The sequence below is a fragment of the Streptomyces sp. NPDC093064 genome, from assembly GCF_044754605.1.
GTDB lineage: Bacteria > Actinomycetota > Actinomycetes > Streptomycetales > Streptomycetaceae > Streptomyces.
Map to the genome: position 1 here is coordinate 345,547 of NZ_JBIVPK010000002.1, position 26,239 is coordinate 371,785.

The window sequence follows — 26,239 nt, forward strand, 5'->3', positions numbered from 1 at the left end:
GGCGACGAGCGTCCGCGGGGCGGGACGCGAACCCCGGCGAGTCGTGAGGGACCGGGGGTCTGTTTGTGAAGGTTCAGAAAAGCTGAACATAGTTCAAATTTAACCCGGCGTAATGGATCCTATGGGGACAACACGAGCCCCGGCGGCGCCGTTGATAACAACGCAATAACTCAAACGGCGTACCGCTCGGTTTGGAGCCACTTAGAGTTCGTGCCCGGGACCGCTTTCCCGAACCGCTCGGAGTCGCCCCCATGAACCCTCGTCGCAGTAACAGCTCCCTCCCCAAACCCGGCCGCTCGGCCTATGGGGTGGCGTCGGCTGTCGTCCTGCTCCTCATACCCGTGGTCGTGCTGGCCGGAGGCAGCCAGTTCCGCGAGTTCCTGAACTTCGGCGCGGGCGTGCTCTCGCTCGTCTCGCTCAGCTGCTCGGTGATCTGGGGCCTGGTCGCCCAGGACCGGATCATCCTCAACACACGCCAGCGGATCGTGGGCCAGGCGGTGCACCGGACCACCGCGGTCGCCTCGATCGCGTTCCTCCTGGTGCACATCACCACCAAGATCGTGCTGGGGCACACCCAGCTGATCGCCGCCCTGATCCCGTTCTCGCTCGGCCTCACCGGGATCGAGGGCCTGGTCGGCCTCGGCTCCCTGGCCGGCCTGCTGATGATCTTCGTGGGCATCACCGGGGCACTGCGCAGCAACTTCGCCACCCCCGCCCCGGTCGCGGCGCGCTGGCGGGCGATGCACATGCTGGCGTACCCGGCCTGGTGCGCGGCGCTGGTGCACGGCCTGTACGCGGGCCGGGAGGCCAAGCCGATCTTCTTCATCCTCTACGGCCTGTCCCTGCTGGGCGTCATGGCGGCCCTGGCCGTGCGCGCGGCACCGCGCCCGTTCAAGCGCAGGCTCGCCGACCGGCTCGTGTCGGTGCTGGGCGGCGGCGAGCGGCCGGAGCTGGACGACCTGGACGCGAGCCGGGCCAGGGCCTCCGAGTCGGCGCTGCCGGGCTACGAGAACGCACGCGGCGCGACGCCCCCCCGCGCCGACGCGACAAGGCCGGCGCCGCGCAGTCCGCGGCCCTCCTCCCCGCTGTACGACACCCCGGCGCCCGCCGCGGAGCCCGAGCCCGCCCCCGGCTTCGCCGCCGCCTACCGGGCCGTCGCGACGCCGCCGCGCGACCGGCAGTCCTTCGCGGCCGACCAGACCGCACGCATGAACATGCCGTTCGACTCGCAGGCCACCGGCGCGACGCCGCACGTGGACGGCCCCGGCAGCACCTCGGGCAGCTGGCCGATCCCCTCACCGCCGCCGGTCGGCGAGGCGCCCCCGTCCGCCTACGACCCGCTGAACGACACGGGGTACAACATCCCGGCCTACAACAATCCGGGCGCGGCCGCGGGCACCACCGGCTACGGCGGACGTGATGTGTACGACACCGGTGAGACGAACGCCCCCTACGGCACGTACAACCCGAACGACACGTACAACAGCGGTCCCGCCACTGAAACACCGCCCGGCGCCTCCTACGACGCGCCGGGTTCGGGCGAACCTTGGAACACGCCTTCCGGAGGCTACAGGTGAACGAGGCCCTGCCCGACGTCCCCGAAGTCCGCGTGGTCGGGCTCCCCCAGCTCACGTCGGGCTTCGACCTTGTCGAAAGACTCGATCTGCCCATGCACCTGAAGGTGCACGGGCCGCTCGAACCGATGGGCGGCGAGCAGCTCGCGCAGCTCTCCGAGGCCATCAATCTGAAGGGCCGCGGCGGCGCGGGCTTCCCCTTCCACAGGAAGCTGCGCTCGGTCGCCGAGTCGGCGATCAAACGCGGCGTACGGCCGGTCGTCGTCGTCAACGGCAGCGAGGACGAGCCGGCCTGCCGCAAGGACACGGTCCTGATCAACCGTGCCCCGCACCTCATCCTCGACGGGGCCCTGCTGTGCGCGGAGGCCCTCGGTGCCCGCACCCTCGTGGTGGGGGTCACCCGGGAGTCCACCCAGCGCTCCATGGAGGCCGCGCTCGCCGAACGCGGCCTGAGCAACAGCCGCAGGTCGGCTCTGCGCGCGAGCGTGCAGCGCAACCCGGTGCGCATGGTCACGGGCGCGGCCGCGTCGCTGATCCGCTCCATCGACGGCGGCCCCGCGATCCCGCCGGGCCGCAAGACCAGCGCCTCGCAGAACGGCGTGGGCGGCGCGCCCACCCTGCTGTCCAACGCGGAGACCTTCGCCCAACTGGCGATCGCCGCCCGCATCGGCCCGGAGCGCTACGGCAACACCGGCCTGTACGACGAGCCGGGCACCGTGATGCTGACCATCTCCGGCGCCGTCGCCCGCCCCATGGTGGTCGAGGCACCCACCGGGGTACCGCTGCGCTACGTCCTCCAGCTCGCCGGCGCCCCGCCGGTGCCGCAGGGCGTGCTGACCGGCGGCTACCACGGCAAGTGGATCGACGCGGCGACCGTCAACGAGGCGATCGTCTCGCGCAACTCCCTGGACGCGGTGGGCGGTTCGCTCGGCGCCGGGGCGATTCTGCCGATCAGTCAGGAGACCTGCCCGCTTGGCGAGTCGCTCCAGGTGGCGAAGTGGCTGGCGGAGGAGAGCGCGGGCCAGTGCGGTCCCTGCTACCTCGGCCTGCCGGCCGCCGCGCGCGGCTTGGAGGACATCCTGAACGGCGGCGGCCCGGCCGCCCTGGAGGCCCTCAAGCAGGTCGCCAAGAACGTCAAGCGGCGCGGCGCCTGCTCGCACCCCGACGGCTCGGCGATGTTCCTGGAATCGACCATCAAGGCGTTCACCGACGACCTGGCCGCGCACGTCCTCGGCAACGGCTGCGGACGCCCCGTGGAGGGCGTCCTGCCGCTCTTCGAGGGCGGCAGGGCTCCCACCGGCGTCCCCGGCGGGGGCGAGGCCGAGGAGTCCGGCTCCAGCCGTCAGAAGATCTACGTCGACTGGACGCTGTGCCGGGGACACGGTCTGTGCGCGGACATCCTCCCGGAGGTCTTCGAACTGGGCGCCGACGGCTTTCCGACCGTCGCCCAGGCGAAGGTTCCGCGCTACGCGGAGGACAAGGCCCTGCGCGCCGTGCGCCGCTGCCCGGCGCTGGCCCTGCGCCTCGAGGAGGACACCCGCTCGCAGGCGCCGTCGCGCAACCTGCCGGTCCTCTCCCAGGGCCGCGGCCGCCGCGCTCTGGGCCGCTGAACGCACGCGACGGCGGGTCGCCCTCCCAGGGGGCGCCCCGCCGTCGCATTGCCGCTCCCGATGCCGCCGCGTACGCGTCCGGGCATACGTCGAGGGCGGGTCATCCAATGGATGACCCGCCCTCACTTCCTGTGGAGCTAAGGAGAATTGAACTCCTGACCTCCTGCATGCCATGCAGGCGCTCTACCAACTGAGCTATAGCCCCTCGCGGCCACGCGGCTGAGCCTCGTATTCGACCGTGTCGCCCGGTTTCCCCGGCGGCGACGCCAACATTACACGGTCCATGGGGTGGAACACCAAATCGGTTTCGCTCCCCCCGGCACGGCCCCCGAGAGCAGGGCCGGCGTCACGCCGTCACAAACGAATAGAACCGCTTCAGAGTGCAGTGCTCCTCCAGGAGCCGGCCGTAGATCGGCTCTCCCTCGAGTTCGCGGTACGTCTCGATCGGGTCGCCTTTTATGATCAGCGCCCGCGCGCACTCCTCGCACCAGTACTGGTAGTCGGGGTTGATCGGCTCCATGTCGCGGACGATCGGGGTGCCGCCGCCGCACCAGTCGCACTTCCGCCTGTGTGCACCCATAGGTCAGCTCCAGCTGTGGCCGCAGGCCGTGCACACGTACGAGATCCCCCCGTTGTCGCCGAGGACTTGGGCCACATCGAGGGAGCCGCAGGAGGGGCAGACGAGGCGGGTGACCGTGTCTCGTATCAACGCCGCACCGAGGAGGTGATCGACCTCCTCGAGGATGCAGGCAGGCATCGCTACTCCCTCCCGTCGGGCCGCGCCCCCTTCCGGCCGTTTGATTCTGCCACGGCCGGGCCGACACGGTCAGCGACGCCTTGGTACCAGTACGGCCACGGCCTGCACCACGGACGTCCGGGCCGACGCGTCCAGGCACTCCGGGAGCGCGCTCGCTGAGGTATACGCCCCCGAGCCCCAAGTGACTCAAGCCGGTTCGCAGGAATACAGAAAATCCCGCCCCTGAACGGGACGGGATCCTGACGAACGATCTTCGGCGACTCAACCGAGTGCCGGTCCGTGGAGCTAAGGAGAATTGAACTCCTGACCTCCTGCATGCCATGCAGGCGCTCTACCAACTGAGCTATAGCCCCTTGCCTCCACGCGAACCAGCCGCGTGGTGTTTCGCCCCGCTCGGCGGGACGAACAAGAAGAACTTTAGCCTGCGACCTGCCGGAAAGTGAAATCCGGGTCCCGTGGGCCGCGGGGCGGCTCAGTCGTCGTCGCCGAGGACGGGCTCGGGCAGGGTGCCGGCGTTGTGCTCCAGCAGCCGCCAGCCGCGGGCGCCCTCGCCGAGGACCGACCAGCAGCAGTTGGACAGGCCGCCCAGGCTCTCCCAGTGGTGGGGTTCGAGGCCGATGAGGCGACCGAGGGTGGTGCGGATGGTTCCGCCGTGGCTGACCACGACGAGCGTGCCGTCCTCGGGCACCTTCTCCACGTGCCGCAGCACGACGGGGGCGGCACGGTCGGCGACCTCGGTCTCCAGTTCCCCGCCGCCGCGGCGCACCGGCTCGCCGCGCTTCCACGCGGCGTACTGCTCGCCGTACCGGTCGATGATCTCCTCGTGCGTCAGGCCCTGCCAGACGCCCGCGTAGGTCTCGCGCAGGGCCTCGTCGCGGGTGACCTCAAGGCCGGTGAGCGCCGCCAGCTCGGCGGCCGTTCGGGTGGCCCGCAGGAGGTCGGAGGAGACGATCGCGTCGGGCCGCAGGGAGGCCAGCAGGCGGGCGGCACGGCGGGCCTGGCCGACGCCGGTCTCGGTCAGCTCGACGTCCGTGCTGCCCTGGAAGCGCCGTTCCACGTTCCAGGGAGTCTGGCCGTGGCGCCACAGGATGACGCGGCGGCCACGGCCCGGCACCCGGCCGGGCCCCTCGGCGGCGCCGCTCACCGCCACTCACCGCCTGGCTCCGCCGTCTCCTCGGCGGCCTGCTGCTTGGCGTGCTCCTCAGCCTTGCCCCGGGTGGCCTTGGCGTCGGCGGGCAGTTCGAGTTCGGGGCAGTCCTTCCACAACCGCTCCAGGGCGTAGAAGACGCGCTCCTCGCTGTGCTGGACGTGCACGACGATGTCCACGTAGTCGAGCAGGACCCAGCGGGCCTCGCGGTCGCCTTCGCGGCGCACCGGCTTGGCGCCGAGTTCCTTCAGCAGCCGCTCCTCGATCTCGTCGACGATCGACTTGACCTGGCGGTCACTGGGCGCGGACGCCAGCAGGAAGGCGTCTGTGATCGACAGCACGTCGCTGACGTCATACGCGATGACGTCGTGCGCGAGTTTGTCGGCGGCCGCCTGGGCGGCGGTGTTGATGAGGTCGAGAGAGTGGTCGGTCGCGGTCACTACAAGGCTTTCCTTCGGCGGTCACTTGACACCAAGGGTCTCACGGACCGCCGAGGACACCCCACGCAATTGAGGGATCACTGCTCCGAGGAGCCCCGGTAGTCCTGACCGAGGACGACCGAGACGTCGGCGTTCGAGGTGACGGTGCCCTTCGTCACCGCGGTGTCGGGCAGCCCCAGGGTCTTGGCGACCTCCGTGGCCTTCTCCTTGCCCGCGGCGTCGGCGTAGACGACCTGGGACGCCGAGCGGACCTCGGACGCGGTGCCGCCCTCCAGGAAGGTGAAGCCGCCGCCCAGGAGGACGATCCGGGCCTTCTCGGTGTTGCCCTTGGTGCCGGTGGCGTTCCGCACGGAGACCCGGACGGCGGACGACTGGTCGGGGCTCTTCGCGGTGCCGCCCAGGACGTCCTTGACCACGCTCTCGCTGGTCTGCGCGCTCAGCGTGCCGTCCGTCTGCACCGGCAGCAGCGCCGTCTTGTAGTCGCCGCCCTTGGCGAAATCGGCCAGCTTGGCGAGGAAGGCGCCGAGGTCCTCGTCGGTGAGCGAGGGGTCGAGGATCTGCTGAAGCGTCTGCACCGTCGTCGTCGCGCCCGTGGCGTCGGAGGGGACCTTGCGCAGCACGCTCTGCATCACCTGGCCGAACCGTTCGAGCTGGGCGTTCTCCTGCTCGCCCGGGGCGTGGTAGGTGGCGTAGGCGACGGCCATCTTGCCGCTGAGGGTCTGCGCCTTGCCCTTGCGGATCAGGGGCGCGGTGCCCTTCTTCTTGGCGTCCGGGTCGGGCACCTCGGCGTTGGTGTCGACGTCGATGTTGCCGACCAGGTCGACGAGGTTCTGGAGGTAGGGGGTGTCCAGGCGCCAGGTGCCCTCGATGTCGGTGCCGAGGACCGTGTCGAGCTGGTCGCGGGTACCCGAGGAGCCGTCGCCCTTGACCGACTTGGCGAGGGTAGTGACGGTGCCGTCGTCGCCCGACAGGGCAAGGGAGTTGGGCAGCAGGACGGTGGTGCCCTGCTTGGTGGTGGTGTTGCCGACGAGCAGCGCCGTGGACGTGCCGCCCCGCTCGGTGTCGTGCAGGTGGACGACGATCACGTCGCGCTTCTGGGCGCCGGACGCGGTCGTGGTGCCGGTCTCGGAGCCGGGCGACGACAGTCCGGGCAGCTTCCCGGCGTACCAGAGGTAGCCGACGCCGCCCACCGCGACCAGGGCCAGCACGACGGTCAGGGCGATGACGCGGCTGCGGGCGCGGCGACGGGCCTCCTCGCGGCGCTCGGTGCGGTTCTCGGTGAACTTCAGCCAGTCGATGACGTCCTCGGAGTCGTCGCCAGGCTCCTCGACGAAGGCGAACTGCTCGGTGCGGTAGTCGGGTCCGTCCGCACCGCCGCGGCCGGGTCCCTGCGCCGGCCGGTCGGCGTCCGCCGGGCCGGTCTGCTGCGGGATGTGTGCGGTCTGCTCGGAGACCTGGGGCTGCTGCCCGCTGGTCGCGGCCCGGCCGTACGGGTCGTACGGCGCCGCCGTCGCGCCGGAACCGTAGGGGTCGTAGGAGCCGTGGGCGCCATGAGCTCCGTGGCCGGAGGGGCCGGAGGGGCCGGAGGGGCCGGGCGCCTGCCGGCCGCCGTCGTAGCCGGTTCCGTAGCCGCCCTGGTAGGCGCCGTCGTGACCGCCCTGGTAGGACGTGGGGTCGAGCTGCTGCTGGCCGCCGGTCGCGTACGGGTCGTAGCCGTAGCCCTGCTGTCCGTAGGCGTCGTAGGCCTGCTGCGGCGTCTGCTGGACGGGGACCTGCCGGTACACAGGCCGGCCGTACTCGTCGTAGCCGACGAGTTCGTACTGGTCGCCTCCGTGACCAGCGTCGTATCGGTCGTTCACCCCGGTGCCCCTCTCGGCTTACTCGCCTCGGTACAGCTGGCGTTTGGCGATGTAGCGCACGACTCCGTCAGGCACCAGATACCAGACCGGGTCACCCTTGGCGACTCTCGCCCGGCAGTCGGTGGAGGAGATGGCGAGGGCGGGGACCTCGACGAGCGAGACGCCGCCTTCCGGCAGGCCGGGATCGGTCAGATGGTGGCCGGGCCGGGTGACGCCGATGAAGTGCGCGAGGGAGAACAGTTCCTCGGAGTCCCGCCAGGTGAGGATCTGGCCGAGCGCGTCGGCGCCGGTGATGAAGAACAGGTCGGTGTCGGGATTGAGCGCGCGCAGGTCGCGCAGGGTGTCCACGGTGTAGGTGGGACCGCCGCGGTCGATGTCGATGCGGCTCACGGAGAACTGCGGGTTCTCGGCGGTCGCGATGACCGTCATCAGATAGCGGTCCTCCGCCGGGGAGACATGGCGGTGGGACTTCTGCCAGGGCTGCCCGGTGGGCACGAACACCACCTCGTCCAGGTGGAACTGCGCGGCGACCTCGCTGGCCGCCACGAGGTGCCCGTGGTGGATCGGGTCGAACGTTCCGCCCATGACGCCGAGGCGCCGCTTGCCCGACGCCGAAGGCCCGCCGCCGGGCCCGTGTTCGAGGGGGTTCACCGTGTCACTCGCCGGACCGGTAGGCATGTCCTGCTCTCCCATGCGTGCAGACCCTACCGGCCCGACCTGAGGACTCCGTGAACCAGATCCCGGGGACGGGCCGGACAGGGCTTCAGCGGTCGCGGTTGAAACGCGTGGTGATCCACAGCAGGAGCAGCAGGATGAACAGCGCGCCACCGCCGGTGAGGAAGGGGCTGAGGCTCTCGTGGTTGCCCCCCTCGGCCTCGGCGAGGTTGACCAACTGGGCAGCGGTGCTGGGGTAGCTCATCTTTGGCAGGACCTATCCGGGAGTGAGCGGGACAAGGATGTCGGCCCATCGTAAGCAACCCCCGGCGCACCGCTCACCCCGACTCCACCGTTGGCACCGCGGGCGCTTGCGCCCCACCCGCACCCGCGCGGCCCCTCCGGTGCGGGCGCGACGGCCGCGGGAGCCCTCGGGAACCTTTTCGCCGCGTCAGTCGTCGTCCCGCTTGTAGCCGCGGAGGAGGAACCAGCCGGTGAGGACGCAGCCCAGAACCATCACGATCAGGACGACCCGGAGCAGGTAGCCCGTCCCCTGGTGCTGGGCGGCGGCGTCGGCGGCCTCGGTCAGCCAGGCGGCTGCGGGGTGGTGCTCCATGGTGTGGACTCCTTCGTTGCACTGCCCGTCCACGGTATCTCCGCCTAGGCTGGGTCCTGCCTCGGGGGCACATTGGGACACTGACACACATGGGGGACCACATGTCCGACGACGGCCGCGAACAAGACGGGCAGGAGCACGTGCCGAGCCGGCAGCGCAGGCGCTTCCCGGAGATCTCCTCGCGCGCGTACGAGCACCCTGCCGACCGCTCCGCCCTGGTCGCGCTGCGCAAGCTGAGCGGCTTCGACACGGTGTTCAAGGCCCTCAGCGGCCTGCTGCCCGAGCGCAGTCTCCGGCTGCTGTTCCTGTCCGACTCCGTCCGCGTCTCCGACCAGCAGTTCGCACACCTGAACGACATGCTGCGGGACGCCTGCTACATCCTGGACCTGGAGAAGGTCCCGCCGATGTACGTGAACCAGGATCCCCAGCCCAACGCGATGTGCATCGGCCTGGACGAGCCGATCATCGTCGTCACCACGGGCCTGGTCGAGCTGCTCGACGAGGAGGAGATGCGGGCGGTCATCGGCCACGAGGTGGGCCACGCCCTGTCCGGGCACGCCGTGTACCGCACGATCCTGCTGTTCCTGACGAGCCTGGCCGTCCGGGTCGCCTGGATCCCGCTGGGCAACCTCGCGATCATGGCGATCGTCACCGGGCTGCGCGAGTGGTTCCGCAAGTCGGAGCTGTCGGCGGACCGGGCCGGTCTGCTCGTCGGCCAGGACCTGAAGGCCTCCATGCGGGGCCTGATGAAGATCGCGGGCGGCAACCACCTGCACCAGATGAACGTGGACGCGTTCCTCCAGCAGGCCGAGGAGTACGAGGCCGGGGGCGACCTGCGCGACTCCGTGCTGAAGATCCTCAACGTGCTGCCGCGTTCGCATCCCTTCACCACCGTGCGTGCGGCCGAGTTGAAGAAGTGGGCCGAGTCCCGCGACTACCAGCGGATCATGGACGGCCACTACCCGCGCCGCACCGAGGACAAGGACACCTCGGTCACCGACTCCTTCCGCGAGTCGGCGGCCCACTACGCCAACCACGTCAGGAGCTCGAAGGACCCGCTGATGAAGCTGGTCAGCGATCTGGCGGGCGGCGCCGGCGACCTGGGCGACCGGGTGCGGCGCGGCTTCGGCGGCTTCACGGGATCGGCCCCGCCCCAGGACCGGGGCAAGGACCAGCCGTCCACCGACACCCCGCCCCGCGACGACGACTGACCCTCCGAGCGAGCGCGGGCCGGTCCCGCGCGGCCACCGCCCGCGGCGGCGTCACACCTTCGGCTCGGCGCTGTGCGCCAGGGAGCCGCACAGGGCCGCCGCGGTGTCCGTGGCGTACGGGTCCGTGCCGGGCGGGCTGCCCGCCTTGGCCGTCTGGCCGGCCAGCAGCGGCTCGAAGCGCCCCGCGGAGTCCCCGGCGCAGGAGAGCGGGCCGGCCTGCACATAGGAGACGACGATCTGGACCTGGTGCAGCCGCAGGTCGTCCTGGGTGAAGCGGAACTGCAGCTCGCGCCGGACGGTGAACAGCGAGGCCGGCGCGTGCGCCGCGGAGCCGGCCGGCTTCAGCGCGTAGACGAAGGTGTGGTCCGCCCTGACCTCCAGGGTGGAGGAGTCGGTCTCGACGGCCTGGAGACTGCCCTGCACCCGGATCTCGCGGTCGGCCAGCTCGGCCCGGGCCGGGTCGAAGCGGACGAGCCAGCCGGTGGGCGCGTGCCGGCCGTCGGCGGCGGGGCGGACGAAGCTCTGGTCGAACTGGTCGAGCTGACCGGGGTCGAGCAGCGCCCGCACCGGGCGGGTCTGGCCGCCGGTGAGCACCTCCGGGTAGAGGGAGGACGCGACGATGTACTCCTTCGCCATGGTCAGCGCGGCGACGACCTGGCTGTCGGTGAAGTGCGCGGTGCGCCGGACGACGGGCATCGGTACGCCCTCCGCGCCGATGGCGAACTGGGCGGCCGGGCTGTGCGTGTAGAGGTATTCGGGGTCGGCCGCGCCGGGCACCTTGCCCTGCGGGGCGAGCGGGACGACGGTCATCCGCAGCGGCTCCACGGGCCGCTGGGCCTGCGCGCTCTGGTAGGGGTGCCGTACGCCCATGTAGATCGCGGTGCCGAAGGCGACGATGATCAGCAGGACCAGCAGCAGCGCCTGCCGGGGCAGCCCTCGGCGCAGCGGCGGGCGGCGGCGCACGGCCGGGGTGTGGTCGGTCATCCGCTCACGCGCTGAGTACTCCTGGAGGTGGGCAGCCCGGACGAACGACTCGTCGAAGACGACGGATCGGTACTCGTCCTCCGCACCTCCCGGGACGCCCTCGGGTGTCCCCTCAGGTGGCTCTCCAGGCCCTCCCATATCTTCAGGGTAGGTCTCCGGAAGCCCTGGTAAACGCCCTGATGTGCGACAAGTTCTGACAGGTTCTCACCAGAACCGCCGCCTCGCCGTCAGGGCGTGCGCGGGACCGCGGGGACGGGTGGCTGGGAGTAGTCGGCGGAGGCGGAGGGTGCCCCGGCGCTGCCCTGCTCCAGGCCGGTCGAGGCGGGCGGCGGGGCCTGCTCCCGGCTGCCCGAGGAGCCGCCCCGGTAGACCGCCGCGAAGGCCAGGGCGACCATGCCGATGCCCATGACGAGGGCGAGCACCCAGGCGACGGGGCGGTGCCAGCGGACGTGCTTGCCGAAGGTCCCCGGGGCGCCGTGACGGCCTTCGAGGACGTCGGGGTCGTCCAGGTCGCCATAGGGGTGCTCGGGGCCGAGGCCAGGGCCGTACCCGTCCTCGTAGCGCTCGCCTCTGGCGTGGGCGCGGCGGGCCTCCGCTTCGGAGGCCTCGGCTCTGGCCTGCGCGGCGGCCAGGAGGCGTTCGACGGCGGTCGGCTCGTGGATCACGGCCGAGCGTACGAAGGCCTCGTCGAAGACCACGGAGGCGAACTCTTCGTCCGACACCCCGTGGTCGTGGTCGTCGTCGGGCTCCCAGCCGTCAGGGAACGGCGTGCCCCCCACATCCTCCGGCACGGATCCAGAGTAGACCTGAGGGGTCAATTTGGGCAGACGGTATGGAAATTCATCCGACTGCTGAGACGCCCCGCCACGGACCGGGCGGCGTCAGCGGCGGGTGTGGCCGTCCCCCGTGAGGATGTACTTCGTGCTGGTCAGCTCGGGCAGCCCCATCGGGCCACGGGCGTGCAGCTTCTGGGTGGAGATGCCGATCTCGGCGCCGAAGCCGAACTGGCCGCCGTCGGTGAAGCGGGTGGAGGCGTTGACGGCGACGGTCGTGGAGTCGACCAGCTGGGTGAAGCGGCGGGCGGCCTGCTGCGAGGTGGTGACGATCGCCTCGGTGTGTCCGGAGCTCCACAGCCGGATGTGCGCGACGGCCCGGTCCAGGGAGTCGACCACGGCAGCGGCGATGTCGTACGACAGGTACTCGGTCTCCCAGTCCTCCGGGGTGGCCTCGACGACCGTGGCCCGGGAGTCCTTGGCGTGGGCCATGACCCGCTCGTCGGCGTGCACGGTGACCCCGGCCTCGGCGAGCGCGTCCAGGGCGCGCGGCAGGAACTCGGCGGCGATGTCCTGGTGGACCAGCAGCGTCTCGGCGGCGTTGCAGACGCTGGGCCGCTGCGCCTTGGAGTTGATCAGGATGTCGACGGCCGTGTCGACGTCGGCCTGCGCGTCGACGTAGACGTGGCAGTTGCCGGTGCCGGTCTCGATCACCGGGACCGTGGACTCGTTCACCACCGTCCGGATCAGCGAGGCGCCGCCACGCGGGATCAGCACGTCGACCAGGCCGCGGGCGCGCATCAGCTCGCGCACGCTCTCGCGGCTCTCGCCGGGCACCAGCTGCACGGCGTCGGCGGGCAGTCCCGCCCCGCCCACTGCATCACGGACGACCCGGACCAGAGCGGTGTTCGACTCGTAGGCGGAGGCCGAGCCGCGCAGCAGCACCGCGTTGCCCGACTTCAGGCAGAGGGCGGCGGCGTCCACGGTGACGTTCGGGCGGGCCTCGTAGATGATGCCGACCACGCCGAGCGGGACGCGGACCTGCCGCAGGTCGAGCCCGTTCGGCAGCGTGTTGCCGCGGACGACCTCGCCGACCGGGTCGGGCAGCGCCGCCACGTCCCGCACGTCGGCGGCGATGGCGCGCACCCGCTCGGGGGTGAGCGTGAGCCGGTCGACGATGGCCTCGCTGGTGCCGGCCTCGCGGGCCTTGGCGACGTCCTTGGCGTTGGCCTCAAGGATCTCGCCGGTACGGACCTCCAGGGCGTCCGCGACGGCCAGCAGGGCGTCGTCCTTCGCCACCCGCGGCAGCGGCGCGAGGTCGGCGGCGGCGGCCTTGGCGCGGTACGCGGCCTGGATGACCGGGGACATCGAGTCGTACGGCGAGAGCGTGGTCATGAGGGAAGGGTAGTGCGCCGCAAGGGGCGGACACCGGTCATCCCACACCGCGAGACGGGGTCAAAAGGGGTGTACTCCGACCGGGGTCGCCGGGGGCGCTCCGTACCCCTCGGCGAGGCGCTGGTGGTAGGTCTCGCGGTCGATGACCTCGAGGCCGACGATCTCCCAGGGCGGCAGCCGGGCGCTCTGCCGGTGCTCACCCCACAGGCGCAGGGCGACGGCGGCCGCGTCGTGGAGGTCGCGGGCCTCCTCCCAGTAGCGGATCTCGGCGTGGTCACCCGCGTAACGGCTGGTCAGCAGGAAGGGGTGGTCGTGAGCGAGCTGCTCGAGGCCGCGCCGTACCTCCTTCAGCGGGGCCTGGGCGCCGGAGACGCTGAGCGTGACGTGCCACAGCCGGGGCAGATCCTGCGGCTCCTCGTAGCCGGCTCCGGCTGCCACGCTCGTCAGGCCACCGCGGGACGCCGCCGCCCCAGGGCGCACTCGTCTCACGACGTCCTCCTTCACGCAGCGCTCGCTCGCATCGCTGGCATCGCTCGTATCGCTGGTCCCGCTCATGCGGAATGCGTCCCTGCCTCAAAGTGGAGCAGGCCGCACGGCTCCATGGGGCGGTTTTACGGAACGTCCCCCGCCTTCGGCACCCGGGTGGCCGGACGTTTCGGCGTATTACGGCTCCAGGAGCACCAGGTCGTCCCTGTGTACGACCTCGCGTTCGTACGCCGGTCCCAGCTCGCGGGCGAGTTCACGGGTGGAGTGGCCGATCAGCCGGGGGATCTCCCTGGCGTCGAAGTTGACGAGTCCGCGGGCCACCGCGCGCCCCGCGCCGTCGCGCAGCTCGACCGGGTCGCCGGCAGTGAACTCGCCCTCCACGGCGGCGATCCCGGCGGGCAGCAGCGACTTGCGGCCCTCGACGACCGCGCGGACCGCACCGTCGTCGAGGGTGAGCGAGCCCTGCGGGGTGGAGGCGTGCTGCAACCACAGCAGTCGGTCGGCGGAGCGCTTGCCGGTGGGGTGGAAGTAGGTGCCGGTGTCGCGGCCGGACAGGGCGTCGGCGGCGTGGACGGCGCTGGTGAGCACCACGGGGATGCCGGCGGCGGCCGCGATCCGGGCCGCCTCCACCTTGGTGACCATGCCGCCGGTGCCCACGCCGGCCTTGCCCGCGCTGCCGATCTCGATGCCCACCAGATCGCCGGGGCCCCGGACCTCCGCCAGCCGGGACGTGCCCGGCCTGCTCGGGTCGCCGTCGTAGAGGCCGTCCACGTCGGACAGCAGCACCAGCAGGTCGGCGCGGACCAGGTGGGCGACGAGCGCGGCGAGCCGGTCGTTGTCACCGAAGCGGATCTCGTCGGTGGCGACGGTGTCGTTCTCGTTGACCACCGGGAGGGCGCCCATCGCGAGGAGCTTGTCGAGCGTGCGGGAGGCATTGCGGTGGTGGGCGCGGCGGCTGGTGTCGTCGCCGGTCAGCAGGACCTGGCCGACGCGGATGCCGTAGCGGGCGAAGGAGGCGGTGTAGCGGGCCACGAGCAGGCCCTGGCCGACGCTGGCCGCGGCCTGCTGGCGGGCGAGGTCGCGGGGACGGCGGCGCAGGCCCAGCGGGGCGAGGCCGGCGGCGATGGCACCGGAGGAGACGAGGACGATCTCCTTCTGTCCACCGCCCGCGCGTCCCCCGCCGCCCTCGGCCGGGGCCGTTCGGGCACCGCCCTCCTTGAGGCTCTTGCCGAGGACGTCCACGAGCGCGTCGACGCGGTCGGCGTCCAGGCCGCCCGACGCGGTGGTCAGCGACGAGGAACCCACCTTGACGACGATCCTGCGGGCCTCGCGCACGGCTTGCCTTGCCCCAGTCACCTTGCCCTGTGCCCCCTCGTCCGGTTTCCGGCTGCCCTGCCTGGCAATCTACGCGAATGGGATCGTGGGCAGTGCGCCGGTCCACTCATCGGACAGGGCGATGGGGGCGGGGAGCCCGCGGGGCGGGGCCGCCCGGGTCGTGCGGGCTGCCGGGCGGGTGTACGCCCTCTCCGGTTCCTCCGACCGGGGCTGTCGGGGAGGGCCACCGCCGGAGCATCCCGCGGTGGGGGAGGACAAAGGACTCGTCGTCGGGTCCACCGGCTCAACGCCGGAGGAGCACTGCCGGCACTGGGCCCGACGCGCCCGGCCACTCCGCGCAGCCGGGCTCGGGACACTCCAGGAGAGCAACGCCGGGAACGGTCCCGGGCGGCGGCTTCGGCGGCGGTCTTGCGAACGGTGGGGCAGCCGCGGACGCCTTCGCCTCAGTAGCCGGAACGCCACAAGAGGGCCGTCCCGGCCGGGGCAGTCGTGGGGCGAGCGCCCCGCCCGAAGCGCCACACGGACACCCTGGCGTGGGCCAGGACGCCTTCGGGCACCCTCAGCGCGGAACCCGCCGACCGGCCGGGTCAGCCGTGCCGGTGGCGCCAGCCCTGCCAGGCGGACTCGATCATGTCGTCCAGGCCGTGACTGGCGGACCAGCCGAGTTCCTCGCGGACGCGGTCGGCGGAGGCGACGACGCGGGCCGGGTCTCCGGCGCGGCGTTCCGTCACCTGCGGGACCGTGCCCTCCCGGCCAGTGACCTTCAGGATGCGGTCGACCATCTCCTGGACCGAACTTCCCTCGCCACGCCCGATGTTGAGCGTCAGAGCGGTGCCCGCCGGCGCCGTCTCCAGACGTGTGGCGGCGGCCAGGTGGGCGGAGGCGATGTCCTGGACGTGGATGTAGTCGCGGACACAGGTGCCGTCGGGGGTGGCGTAGTCGTCGCCGAAGATCCGCGGCGCCTCGCCGGCCTCAAGGCGTTCGAAGACCATCGGGATCAGGTTGAACACGCCGGAGTCGGACAGTTCCGGGGACGCGGCACCGGCGACGTTGAAGTACCGCAGGGACGCGCTGCGGATGCCGTGGGCCCGGGCCGCGGCGTTGATCAGCCACTCACCGATGAGCTTGCTCTCGCCGTACGGGCTCATCGGGACGCACTCGGTCTCCTCGGTGACCAGGTCGACGTCCGGCATGCCGTACACGGCCGCGGAGGAGGAGAAGACCAGCCGTTCGACGCCGGTCCCGGTCATCGCCTCCAGCAGGGTCTGCAGGCCGGTGACGTTCTCCCGGTAGTAGTACAGGGGGCGTTCCACGGACTCGCCGACCTGCTTCTTGGCGGCGATGTGCACGACGCCGGTCACGCCGTGCTCACGGATCGCCGTCTCCAGCCGGGGCCGGTCGAGGACGCTGCCGACCACCAGGGGCACCCCGGCGGGCACCCGGTCCCGGCTGCCGGTCGACAGATCGTCGTAGACCATGACCTTCCGGCCGCCCTCGGTCATCGCGCGCACGACGTGCGCCCCGATGAAACCGGCACCGCCCGTGATCATCCACATGCTTGGGTCATCCCTTTCCGTCGCGCCGCCCGTCCAGGCCGTCGATGGCCCGGAAGACACGTGCGCAGTTCTCCGTGTCGCGCTGACCGAAGAAGTCGTCGACTCGCTGAGCGTACGGTTCGCTGACCGAGAAGCCGCGGTCGATCGCCGCGACGATCTCGTCGACGGCGTCCTCCACCGTCCGGCACACCGGCCCGAACCCGTCACGGGTCAGGTCGAAGTAGCCGCGGCGGTAGTGCTGCCCGTAGAAGTCGTCCTCGTCGAAGGGCACGTAGACGAGGGGCTTGCCCATGTAGGCCACGTCGAAGAAGACGGACGAGTAGTCGGTGACGAGGAGCGAGGACTCCTTCATCGCCTCCTGCACACCCCGCTTGGTCTGGTCCGCGACGGTGATGTTGGGGTGGTCGACCTTGAAGTGGCGCAGGTACGGACGGATCTCGTAGTGCGGGTAGAACTCCAGCCGGACACCGGAGCGTTCCAGCCCGGCCCGCAGCCGCTCGTCCTCCAGCAGCCGGGAGAAGAACCGGAAGTACTCCGAGGCCGGGAACTGGACGCGCGGCCGGCGCCTGCGGTTGTACGACGGCACCACGATGTCGCGTCGCCACGTCGGCATGAGCAGCACGGTGGGCCGGCCCTCGACGGGCTGCAGCTTGTCGAACCGGGGGAAGCCCAGGGCCTGGACCTCGTCGGGGCGGTAGCCCATCTCCTCGCGGATGTAGGCGGCCTCGTCCTCGGACACGGCCACGAACAGGTCGACGCTCGTGGCCTGCCGGTGCGCGGACTGCGAGACGTCGTTGTACGTCACGCCGTGCTGCAGGAACACCCGGCGGTACTTCAGCAGGTCGCCGAAGATGCGCAGGTAGTTGAGCTTGCCCATGCTGGGCGGCGCGAGGTAGGCCTCGAGGTCGTACGGCGATATCAGCCGGGTGGCGTTGAGCAGGTAGAGCCGGTGCTTGAGCGACCCGAGCCCGAGGACGTTGCCGCAGTCCTGGACCTTCGCGCGATCGGCCGCCTTCTCGTCGATGACGTAGTAGACGTTGCGCCTGGGGTGGTTCTGACGCATCCACCGGAAGAAGTGGTGGCCGTTGTCCTGCGCGGTGTCCTGGCGCTCGCCGACGATCCAGATGTCGCGGCGGGCGAGCACGGGCCGGGTGAGCCAGTAGAGCAGCCGCAGCAGCCAGCCCGGCTGCCGGGTGACGATCCGGCCCGTCTCGCGGCCCAGGCGCCGCATCCGGTCGGCGACGCCCGCCACCGAGCGCCGCCGGGCGACCCGCACGTGGGCCACGTTCTCCGTGTCCGCCGACACCTCGTAGCGGAAGGCGCCGATCCGGTCGACGCCCTTGAAGCGGTGGAACGCGGGGCGGGCGGTCACCGGGATGTCGACGAAGCCGCCGGGGCCGTGCAGCCGGACCGCGAGGGAGTACGCGCCGCCGTGCAGAGCCGCCAGCTCGTCGCGGCCGAGGTCGGCCCGCCAGCCGCTGTGCAGATCCCGCTGCTTGCGGACGTGCCAGCGGTCGCGGCGGTACACCTGCTGCGCCCGTACGGCGTGTTCCCGGCCGCCGGGCGCGCTGAACACGAGCTCCAGCCGGTTGCCGAAGTCCTCCGAGATGTCGACGTCACCAAGTGTCAGGAACCCCTCGACGCGCAATGCGCCGTCGACGGGACGGACGGACTCCGCCTGGGCCGACCGGGACATGACGCGCAGCAGCGTGGAGTCGTCCACGTCGCCCTCGACCCTGCGGAAGAGCACCGGGCCGGCGACCGACAGCTCCGGCAGGAAACGGGGCTCCTCGAACGGACGGGTGAAGAGCGCGGCGTTGCCCGCTCTCACGGCGTGATGCGCGAGGAGGGAGGCGTTCGGACCGGCGCAGTCCAGGACGAGGTCGTCCGGGATGTCCCGGTAGAGGGTCCGCAACTTCGGGTAGAGGGCTTCGAGTTCCTCGCCGATCATCATCTTGGGCAGGCCGACCAGGTACGGATGGAAGCTTCCCGCCACGAAGCGCTGGAGCGCGGCCCGCCGCTCCGGGCCCGCCGCCGCATGGGCGTCCAGCAGCGACTGGTGCAGGGCCAGCAGGCCCCGCGCGGTCTCCCGCCGGTCGCGGGCGGGAAGTCCGGAGCGGGCATCGTCGGTGATGCCGTAGACGAGCGCCGCGGTCACGCGGATGCGGCGGGCCCTCAGCAGGGCGGTGGCCACGGGCGTGATGTGCTCGAGGTCCCAGCCGTCCCCGACGTGGAAGCCGCACTCGCGCAGCAGGTCGCAGCGGAACAGCTTGCCGCCGGGCGACGCGGTGAAGAGCAGGTCGGGCACGTCGGCGAGGCCGTCGACGGTCCGGTCGCCGGCCGCGAAGCACTCGCGCAGGAACACGTCGGCCTCGCGCAGCGCCTCGGAGGCCTGCCAGGTGTCGGCGACCACGACGTCGACGTCGTCCGCGGCCGCGGCGAGCAGCCCGGCCAGCGCACCTTCGGCCAGGACACCGGATCCGTCCATGAAGGCCGCGTACGGACCTGCCAGTCGGTCGAGGACCGCCTGCTGAGAGGCCCGGGCGTCGCCGTCCGGGGTGCGGACGAGGCTCGCGTTGCCGTAGCGGCCGGCGAACTCGACCGCGGCGGGCGCGTCCGTGCCGGTGCCGGCGGTGACCAGGAGCACCCTGGTCCGGCCGAACTCCTCCTGGCAGGCCAGGGAGTTCAGGGCGGCGCGCAGCGCGTCGTCGCCGTATCCGGCGCAGAACACCACGACGGTCGCGGCGGGTTCCGCAGGCTCCGCGGCGTTCGCCGGCAGCTCACGCCCCTGCCACCACTGCCAGTGCTCGGCGTCCGGCGCCTTGCGCGTCGCCCCCCTGGCGTCGGCCGGTTCGGCCGGACGCCACACGAGGTTGCCGCTGCCCGTGATGTCCGGCCACAGACCGGAGGGCTCCAGCACACGACCGAGTGGTGCCAGGTCGCAACCTCGGACGCAGAGGGCCGTGGTGTGCTTGCGGCCCTTCCACAGGACCTGCATGTTGAGGTTGACCAGGCTCCGCGAGGAGAGCACGGTGGCCGCCGAGCCCAGGTCGAACGAGACCTGGTAGGAGATCCGGGACTCGTCCACCCGGACGTCCGGCACCTCCACGACGGTCCGCTCGCCGGTGTCCTTGGCGCGTACGTGCAGCGCCAGCCGTACCTCGTCGCCGGTTCCGATGCGCTGGAACTGATTGAGGATCTCGCCCCCGAGCGTGACCGTCGTGCCGTCGACGGTGAGGGAGGTGGCCCGGTTGAACAGCTTGCAGTTCTCGAACGACTCGTCCTGCAGGCCGAGTTCGGTCACGTCGAGGAACTCGTCCGCCCCCGGCAGGTCGGCATGGCGTGCCGACCAGTACACGCGGTCTCCGCGGCGCACCAGGTCGGTGGAGACGACGCCGCGGCGCTGCTCGAAGTCGGCGACTGTGAGGGCCTCGTCCGCCAGCCGGTTCCGGAGGTAGAACGCGCGCACCCGGTCCAACGGCCCGCACAGCGGGAAGGCCCGCTCGTCGATCTCGGTCAGGTACTCCGAGACGATGTCCAGGAAAGCGGTGCGGAACTGCTCGTCGCCCGCGCGGAGTTCCTTCGCGTACAGCCGGACGTCGTGGCTGATGAAGCGGGCGTCCTTGTAGACCTTGATGTCCTCGGCGCCGGCATCGCGCAGGAACTCGTCCGCCAGTCGGTGCACCGCCACCCGGTCGGAAATGCTGCGGATCTCCGCGCGCCGGTTGGTGATCGAGGCGCTGCCGTCCTGCGGGTCCTCCCAGATCCACCGGTAGACCGGTTCGGCGAGGACGGAGATACCGGAGGCGAGGGTGTAGGACTTGGCCGAGAAGAAGGTGTCCTCGTAGAAGACCCCCTCGGGGAAGAAGACCTCGTTCTCGAGCAGGAAGTCACGCCGGTACAACTTCGCGGCGGCGATGGGGTCGTTGATCAGCTCCGGCCAGCTCCGGATGCCGCCCACGGTCCGGTCGGCGCCGTAGAGCATCGGCTGCCACACCTGCGTCGTGTCACGCTTCAGGTTGATCCGGTGGGCGCGCCCGGCGGTGATGTCGGCACCGGTGTTCCGGGCCGACTCCAGCAGCAGTTCACATGCCTTGACCGGCAGTTCGTCGTCGGAGTCCAGGAACATGACGTATTCGCCGCGTGCCGCACGAATTCCGTCATTGCGGGGTGCTCCCACGCCCCCGCTGTTGGTCTGCCGGGATATGACCCGCAGCCGCGGAATTCGGTCCACGTAACTCTCCGCGACGGCTCGGCTACCATCCTCGGACGCGTCGTCGACGACCACGGCCTCGAAGTCCTGGCACGTCTGCACCACCAGGGAGTCGAGGGCTCTACCGAGAGTCGCCGCGGCGTTGTACGCGGGGACGACGACGGTGATGCCAGGTGCAGCGTCCACGCGCGGGAACATCACGCCTCCATTACCAAGGACTGAAAAGTCGGAGATCACAGCTCCCACGCCGGACGCCCTCGCGTCGGCACTGGCCCGGAAGGCGCTCACACCTTGGCTCGCACGGCAAGGAGACTCCGGGAGAAACCCCGCCACGGAGGCGCGCCAAGCGGCAAAAGCCAAGTGACACAAGGAAGCGGCTGACTCATGAGCAGATTAGCCTAACCCGCGCGTCCGGTCGGTCCCCAATCAGGGACGATTCGGACACCATCCACCTTATGTCCCGGTCCCATGTGATTCTTGACACAGCTTCGGGTGAACGGGGCAACCAGTGCCGCCTGAGCATTGCCTTAAGCCTTGGCGAACGGCGTATGGTTGGCCGCGCCCGGACCGCCCTACGCTGACATTTGACTGTTGGATTACCGTGGTAAAGCCAACGTCCTTTGACGTAAGGCGCACCGGTTGCCCCGGCCGCCTCGTGTGGCACGTCCGACCACTCCGCGCGCTCCTCGGTGCCTCTCCGAGGGCCACCCCGAAAGGGCTTCCTGCCGACCATGGACATACCTCCGCTCGCCGAAGTGCGCCGCCGCACTGAGAAGAAGCGGGACGCCTGGTGGACCGTTCTCCTCGTCGACCCGGTGGCCACGCCCCTGGTCCGATGGACCGCCAAGTGGACCAGGGTCACTCCGAACCAGATCACCTGGGCCGCGCTCGTACTCGGCCTCGGAGCGGCCGCCTGCTTCGCCCAGGGCGAGTGGCTCTGGCTGGTCGTCGGCGCGGTGGTGTACCACCTCAGCTTCATCCTGGACTGCATGGACGGGAAGCTCGCCCGACTCACCGGCAACGGATCCGAGTTCGGCGCCTGGCTGGACTACGTCTTCGACCGCATCCGGGTCCTCGTCTGCGCCATCGCCCTCATGGGCGGCCAGTACCACCAGACCGGCAACGTCGCGTACATCTGGCTGGCGCTGGCCGTCGTCTTCCTGGACATGCTCCGGTACATCGACGCCCTGCAGATCTACAAGGTCCGCCAGGGCATGCGGACCAAGCTCCAGCAGGCCGCGGCCGAGGTCGCCGAGGTGACCCAGGCGCCCGCGCCCCGCGTCGCCGCGGCCGTGCGCATCACCGCCGAGGCGAAGGACGAGGCCGTGGAGGCCGGCGAGGAGGAGACCGCGGCCGACCAGCGCGCCGAGGAGCCCGCGGCCCCCGCCCTCGGAGTGGTCACGCAGCAGTCGTTCGTGCGCCGGTTCACGCGCTACAACCGCCTCCGCGACCTCCTGATCAGCCACCGCATCCGCACCCACCTGGTCAGCGGCATCGAGTTCCAGATGGCGGTGTTCATCATCGGCCCGCTCGCCGGGGCGATCATGGGCGTGACGATCGGGGCCGGTGTGCTGCTGGTTCTCTTCGAACTCGCCATCATCTACAAGCTGATGCTCTCGACCCGCGACTTCGAGCACGCCATGGACTCGTACCGCCGTACCGCCGCGGCCGCCACGGCGGCCGCGGAGCCGGTCACCGTGTCCGTCCCTGCCAAGGGCTGACTCCCGCACGCGGCCCACCGCGATGCCGGTCTCCTGAGCACATCGGAGACCGGCATCGGCGTTTTCCCGGCCGCGTCCCCGCAGGCATCGCCCCTCCCCCAGCACTGGAGCCCTCGGTGACGGACCAGCCCTCGTACGACGCCGCGCTCATCGTGCCCTGTTTCGACGTGGCCGGGCACCTGCCCCGCTTCCTGGGCTCGGTCGCCGCTCTCGACGGATTCGACCGGACCCAGGTGATCCTGGTCGACGACGGATCGACCGACGGCACCAGCGAACTGCTCGCCGCGTTCGCCGACCGCCATCCGCAGGCCCAGTTGATCACCCAGTCCAACGCGGGACCCGGGGCGGCCCGCAACCGTGGGCTGCGCGAGGTGCGCGCCGCCCATGTCGCCTTCGCCGACGCGGACGACGTGATGGTGCCCGACGGGCTGTCCGCGATGCTGGCCTCGGCCCGGGGCAACGACGCCGACATGGTCGTCGCCGACTTCACCAACGTCCCGCTGCGCCCCTACGGCCGCTGGAAGCGGTACTTCGGAGACGGCGACCGGTGCGTCGAGGACATCACCGAGTACCCGGACCTGGTGTTCTCGGCGAGCGTCTGGAACAAGCTGTTCTCCGTGCCGTTCCTGCGGCGCGTCCGGGCGGCCTTCCCGGAGGGCGTGCTGTTCGAGGACGCATGGTTCAGCGTTCCGTCGCTGCTGTCCGCGCGCCGCGTCAACCTGCTGGACCGCTCCGTCTACCTCTACCGGCAGCGCGGCGACGGTTCCTCCATCATGGACTCCCTGCGGGCCAACGCGGGCAACTACCGCGACCACCTCGACCTCAACCTGCACCTGCTCGACGTGGGTACGCGCCACGGACCCGGGGTGCGGCGGTTGATGGAGCGGTACGCCGGCTTCACTTATCTCGGCTTCCTCAGACGGCTCTCCGAGGCTCCGCCGGAACTCGATGTCGCAGCGCTCCTGCCCGACGTGGGCAGGCTCTACGGGGGCATCCGCGACAACGTACTGCGGGAGTTCGTCACCAGCCGCAGGGACGCGGCGCTGCAGGCGGCGGCGAAGTCGGGCAGGCTCGGCGACTGGCTCGCGGAGCCCTGGCCCCTGCTGCCCGAGGGCGCTCGGCCGGCCGACCGCGTATGGCGGGACCTCCCGCTGAATCCGGCCGTCGCGGCTCACGGCGACCCACCGCGCTACCGGTTGAACGGCGACCGCGTCGAACTCACGGGCTCGATCGCTCCCGCCCACGGCGGCGGCTTCGGATCCCGGTGGACCTCCAGCACGACGCCCGTCAGCGCGGTGCTGGACACGGCGGTGAGCCCGGCCCGCACCCACCGCGGTGTCGCTCTGCTGCAGACCCTGCCGGCGTCCACGGTCAACGCGGCCACCCTGCAGATCTCGCAGGGTGGCGTGCTGGCCCTGTCGCTGCCCCGCATGGAGGCCCTGCCGGGCTGGGTCGACCTGTCGGCGATGGCATGGCCGCTGCCGGAGCCGGCGGAATGACCGGCGCCGGCACCATGAAGCCGGTCTACGAGGCGAAGGGGTCGAACCCTTCGTACCCCTGCTCCGCCTCGTCCCACTCGGCCTGCCGGTTCCGGCGCCGCTGGGCGGCCGGACGCGGCGCCTCGAAGCGATGGTCCTCGCCGCGACGTCCGAGCATCTCAGCGCCCGCCGTGACCGAAGGCTCCCAGTCGAAGACCACCGCGTTGTCCTCGGGCCCGATGGCGACGCCGTCGCCGCCCCGAGCGCCCGCCTTCATCAACGCCTCCTCGACACCGAGGCGGTTGAGCCGGTCGGCGAGGTAGCCGACCGCCTCGTCGTTGTTGAAGTCGGTCTGGCGCACCCAGCGTTCGGGCTTCTCACCGCGGACGCGGAAGAGACCGTCGTCCTCGCGGGTGACGGAGAAGCCGGCGTCGTCGACCGCCTTCGGGCGGATGACGATCCGGGTCGCCTCCTCCTTCGGACGGGCGGCACGCGCCTTCGCGACCAGGTCGGCGAGCGCGTAGGACAGCTCCTTGAGCCCGATGTGCGCGACCGCCGACACCTCGAAGACGCGGTAGCCGCGCGCCTCCAGGTCGGGGCGGACCATCTCGGCGAGGTCCTTGCCGTCGGGCACGTCGGTCTTGTTCAGGACGACGATGCGGGGGCGGTTGCCGAGGCCGCCGTACTGCCGCAGTTCCTCCTCGATGACGTCGAGGTCGGAGACCGGGTCGCGGTCGGACTCCAGCGTCGCGGTGTCCAGTACGTGCACGAGCACGCTGCACCGCTCCACATGGCGCAGGAACTCCAGGCCCAGCCCCCTGCCCTGGCTGGCGCCGGGGATGAGGCCCGGCACGTCGGCGACGGTGTAGACGGTCGAACCGGCCGTCACCACGCCCAGGTTGGGCACGAGGGTGGTGAAGGGGTAGTCGGCGATCTTCGGCTTGGCCGCGGAGAGAACGGAGATGAGGGAGGACTTGCCGGCGCTCGGGTACCCGACCAGCGCCACGTCGGCGACGGTCTTCAGCTCCAGGACGATGTCCTGGAGGTCCCCCGGCTCGCCGAGCAGCGCGAAGCCGGGCGCCTTGCGCCGGGCGGAGGCCAGCGACGCGTTGCCCAGGCCGCCCCGGCCGCCCTGCGCGGCGACGAAGGAGGTGCCGTGGCCGACCAGGTCGGCGAGCACGTTGCCCTGCTTGTCCAGGACCACCGTGCCGTCCGGCACCGCCAGCACCAGGTCCTCGCCGTCCTTGCCGGAGCGGTTGCCGCCCTCGCCGGGCTTGCCGTTGGTGGCCTTGCGGTGCGGGGAGTGGTGGTACTCGAGCAGCGTCGTGACGGACTGGTCGACGGTGAGGATCACGTCGCCGCCGCGCCCGCCGTTGCCGCCGTCCGGGCCGCCCAGCGGCTTGAACTTCTCACGGTGCACGGAGGCACAGCCGTGGCCTCCGTTACCCGCGGCGACGTGCAGTTCGACGCGGTCCACGAAGGTGGTCATGGTGTGTGCCTCCAGCACTGAGCAAACGTACGGATGTGGTTACTGCGTAACACGCGAAAGGCGGACCCGCCTTCCCGCCGGGGAAGTGAGGTCCGCCTCGCGAAAGCTTCCGATCAGGCGACCGGAACGATGTTCACGACCTTGCGGCCGCGGTGGCTGCCGAACTCCACCGCACCGGCCTGCAGCGCGAACAGCGTGTCGTCGCCGCCACGGCCGACGCCGGCGCCCGGGTGGAAGTGGGTGCCGCGCTGGCGGACCAGGATCTCACCCGCGTTGACGACCTGACCGCCGAAGCGCTTCACGCCGAGCCGCTGGGCATTGGAGTCGCGACCGTTCCGGGTGGACGATGCGCCCTTCTTGTGTGCCATGTCTCCTCAGTCCCTTACTTCGCAGCCGCGGGGATCGACGTGACCTTGATCGCCGTGTACTGCTGGCGGTGGCCCTGCCGACGGCGGTAGCCGGTCTTGTTCTTGTAGCGCAGAATGTCGATCTTCTGGCCCTTGTGGTGGTCCACGACCTCGGCCTGGACCTTGATGCCGGCCAGCACCCACGGGTCGCTGGTCACAGCGTCGCCGTCGACAACGAGCAGGGTCGAGAGCTCGACCGTGTCGCCAACCTTGGCAGTGGAAATCTTGTCAACCTCAACGATGTCGCCGACAGCAACCTTGTGCTGGCGACCACCGCTGCGCACGATGGCGTACACGCGGATCTCACTCTCTCGCTCGGAACGGCATCCCCGCAGTCCAGCCGCCCCGCGACACGCGCGAACAGCCTCTCCCGGCCACAGCCCGTGCGGGCCCTTTCCCGGGAGGAAGAGGTTTACGAGGATGGGACGCATCTGGCGACACGCCGACGGTCAAGGTTACGGGGCCCGGCTTGAGGGGTCAAACCGGGCCGTCAGTCGCCGATGAACCACGGAAACCTGCACGTTCCCGCCAGGA

Annotated in this window: 23 protein-coding genes and 2 tRNA genes; 5 read left to right on the forward strand and 20 right to left on the reverse strand. The window is 71.1% G+C overall.

Features of this window, described 5'->3' with window-relative positions; translation table 11 throughout:
- The first annotated feature begins 251 nt into the window (after positions 1–251).
- Entirely contained in the window at positions 252–1,577 is a 1,326-nt protein-coding gene (locus ACIQFZ_RS04405) for a cytochrome b/b6 domain-containing protein (protein WP_402690587.1), read from the forward strand.
- Positions 1,574–3,184 carry an NADH-ubiquinone oxidoreductase-F iron-sulfur binding region domain-containing protein gene (locus ACIQFZ_RS04410; protein ID WP_365422287.1) on the forward strand — a complete coding sequence of 537 codons (1,611 nt, stop codon included), beginning with the start codon at positions 1,574–1,576 and terminating at the stop codon, positions 3,182–3,184. The genes ACIQFZ_RS04405 and ACIQFZ_RS04410 overlap by 4 nt, the downstream gene beginning before the upstream one ends.
- A 132-nt stretch (positions 3,185–3,316) precedes the next feature.
- Here the strand turns inward: ACIQFZ_RS04410 and ACIQFZ_RS04415 are convergent.
- From ACIQFZ_RS04415 to ACIQFZ_RS04460, 10 genes are all read right to left on the reverse strand, one after another.
- Positions 3,317–3,389: transfer RNA gene (locus ACIQFZ_RS04415), tRNA-Ala, on the reverse strand.
- 141 nt (positions 3,390–3,530) lie between these two features.
- On the reverse strand, positions 3,531–3,764 hold the full coding sequence (locus ACIQFZ_RS04420) for a hypothetical protein (protein ID WP_100566877.1): 234 nt from the start codon (positions 3,762–3,764) through the stop codon (positions 3,531–3,533).
- A gap of 3 nt (positions 3,765–3,767) precedes the next feature.
- On the reverse strand, positions 3,768–3,941 hold the full coding sequence (locus ACIQFZ_RS04425) for a hypothetical protein (protein ID WP_365438330.1): 174 nt from the start codon (positions 3,939–3,941) through the stop codon (positions 3,768–3,770).
- Positions 3,942–4,221: 280 nt separating this feature from the next.
- Positions 4,222–4,294: transfer RNA gene (locus ACIQFZ_RS04430), tRNA-Ala, on the reverse strand.
- A gap of 119 nt (positions 4,295–4,413) precedes the next feature.
- Entirely contained in the window at positions 4,414–5,091 is a 678-nt protein-coding gene (locus ACIQFZ_RS04435; RefSeq protein WP_365773865.1) for a histidine phosphatase family protein, read from the reverse strand.
- The gene (gene rsfS / locus ACIQFZ_RS04440; RefSeq protein WP_365433751.1) at positions 5,082–5,528 is read right to left on the reverse strand and encodes a ribosome silencing factor; all 447 of its coding nucleotides are present in this window, start codon (positions 5,526–5,528) and stop codon (positions 5,082–5,084) included. The genes ACIQFZ_RS04435 and rsfS overlap by 10 nt, the downstream gene beginning before the upstream one ends.
- Before the next feature lie 77 nt (positions 5,529–5,605).
- Entirely contained in the window at positions 5,606–7,387 is a 1,782-nt protein-coding gene (locus ACIQFZ_RS04445) for an LCP family protein (protein ID WP_402690588.1), read from the reverse strand.
- 18 nt (positions 7,388–7,405) lie between these two features.
- Positions 7,406–8,080, reverse strand: coding sequence for a nicotinate-nucleotide adenylyltransferase (gene nadD, locus ACIQFZ_RS04450; RefSeq protein ID WP_361408553.1), 675 nt, complete (start codon positions 8,078–8,080; stop codon positions 7,406–7,408).
- Positions 8,081–8,150: 70 nt separating this feature from the next.
- Positions 8,151–8,306: a hypothetical protein gene (locus tag ACIQFZ_RS04455; protein WP_225075111.1), complete on the reverse strand. Its 156-nt coding sequence runs from the start codon at positions 8,304–8,306 to the stop codon at positions 8,151–8,153.
- Between the two features lie 186 nt (positions 8,307–8,492).
- Entirely contained in the window at positions 8,493–8,657 is a 165-nt protein-coding gene (locus ACIQFZ_RS04460; protein WP_365433742.1) for a hypothetical protein, read from the reverse strand.
- Positions 8,658–8,746: 89 nt separating this feature from the next.
- Here ACIQFZ_RS04460 and ACIQFZ_RS04465 point away from each other — a divergent pair, with 89 nt between their 5' ends.
- Positions 8,747–9,868 (forward strand): M48 family metallopeptidase, encoded by a 1,122-nt coding sequence (locus tag ACIQFZ_RS04465; protein WP_383056983.1) that lies wholly within the window; start codon positions 8,747–8,749, stop codon positions 9,866–9,868.
- A gap of 51 nt (positions 9,869–9,919) precedes the next feature.
- On the opposite strand, the gene ACIQFZ_RS04470 is transcribed toward ACIQFZ_RS04465, so the two are convergent.
- The 7 genes from ACIQFZ_RS04470 to ACIQFZ_RS04500 form a co-directional block, all read right to left on the reverse strand.
- Positions 9,920–10,990 (reverse strand): hypothetical protein, encoded by a 1,071-nt coding sequence (locus ACIQFZ_RS04470; RefSeq protein WP_376650734.1) that lies wholly within the window; start codon positions 10,988–10,990, stop codon positions 9,920–9,922.
- An 89-nt stretch (positions 10,991–11,079) separates the two neighbouring features.
- A complete protein-coding gene (locus ACIQFZ_RS04475; protein WP_402690589.1) occupies positions 11,080–11,670 on the reverse strand; it encodes a hypothetical protein in 591 nt (196 codons plus the stop codon).
- Positions 11,671–11,733: 63 nt separating this feature from the next.
- Entirely contained in the window at positions 11,734–13,020 is a 1,287-nt protein-coding gene (locus tag ACIQFZ_RS04480; protein WP_383056986.1) for a glutamate-5-semialdehyde dehydrogenase, read from the reverse strand.
- 60 nt (positions 13,021–13,080) lie between these two features.
- Entirely contained in the window at positions 13,081–13,500 is a 420-nt protein-coding gene (locus tag ACIQFZ_RS04485) for a hypothetical protein (RefSeq protein ID WP_376404612.1), read from the reverse strand.
- Positions 13,501–13,683: 183 nt separating this feature from the next.
- Entirely contained in the window at positions 13,684–14,862 is a 1,179-nt protein-coding gene (gene proB / locus ACIQFZ_RS04490; protein WP_365428333.1) for a glutamate 5-kinase, read from the reverse strand.
- Between the two features lie 566 nt (positions 14,863–15,428).
- Positions 15,429–16,397: a UDP-glucose 4-epimerase GalE gene (gene galE / locus ACIQFZ_RS04495; protein WP_402690590.1), complete on the reverse strand. Its 969-nt coding sequence runs from the start codon at positions 16,395–16,397 to the stop codon at positions 15,429–15,431.
- Positions 16,398–16,404: 7 nt separating this feature from the next.
- Positions 16,405–20,796 (reverse strand): glycosyltransferase, encoded by a 4,392-nt coding sequence (locus tag ACIQFZ_RS04500; protein WP_402690591.1) that lies wholly within the window; start codon positions 20,794–20,796, stop codon positions 16,405–16,407.
- Positions 20,797–21,341: 545 nt separating this feature from the next.
- Between ACIQFZ_RS04500 and ACIQFZ_RS04505 the strand changes: the two genes are divergently transcribed.
- Together ACIQFZ_RS04505 and ACIQFZ_RS04510 are read left to right on the forward strand one after the other, a co-directional pair.
- Positions 21,342–22,331, forward strand: coding sequence for a CDP-alcohol phosphatidyltransferase family protein (locus ACIQFZ_RS04505; RefSeq protein ID WP_383056988.1), 990 nt, complete (start codon positions 21,342–21,344; stop codon positions 22,329–22,331).
- A 116-nt stretch (positions 22,332–22,447) separates the two neighbouring features.
- The gene (locus ACIQFZ_RS04510; protein ID WP_383056989.1) at positions 22,448–23,830 is read left to right on the forward strand and encodes a glycosyltransferase family 2 protein; all 1,383 of its coding nucleotides are present in this window, start codon (positions 22,448–22,450) and stop codon (positions 23,828–23,830) included.
- 25 nt (positions 23,831–23,855) lie between these two features.
- Here ACIQFZ_RS04510 and obgE read toward each other — a convergent pair whose 3' ends face one another.
- The 3 genes from obgE to rplU form a co-directional block, all read right to left on the reverse strand.
- Entirely contained in the window at positions 23,856–25,298 is a 1,443-nt protein-coding gene (gene obgE / locus ACIQFZ_RS04515; protein ID WP_365419580.1) for a GTPase ObgE, read from the reverse strand.
- A gap of 113 nt (positions 25,299–25,411) precedes the next feature.
- A complete protein-coding gene (gene rpmA, locus ACIQFZ_RS04520) occupies positions 25,412–25,666 on the reverse strand; it encodes a 50S ribosomal protein L27 (RefSeq protein WP_061922958.1) in 255 nt (84 codons plus the stop codon).
- 14 nt (positions 25,667–25,680) lie between these two features.
- On the reverse strand, positions 25,681–26,001 hold the full coding sequence (rplU, locus tag ACIQFZ_RS04525) for a 50S ribosomal protein L21 (RefSeq protein ID WP_030749991.1): 321 nt from the start codon (positions 25,999–26,001) through the stop codon (positions 25,681–25,683).
- Positions 26,002–26,239 lie beyond the last annotated feature (238 nt).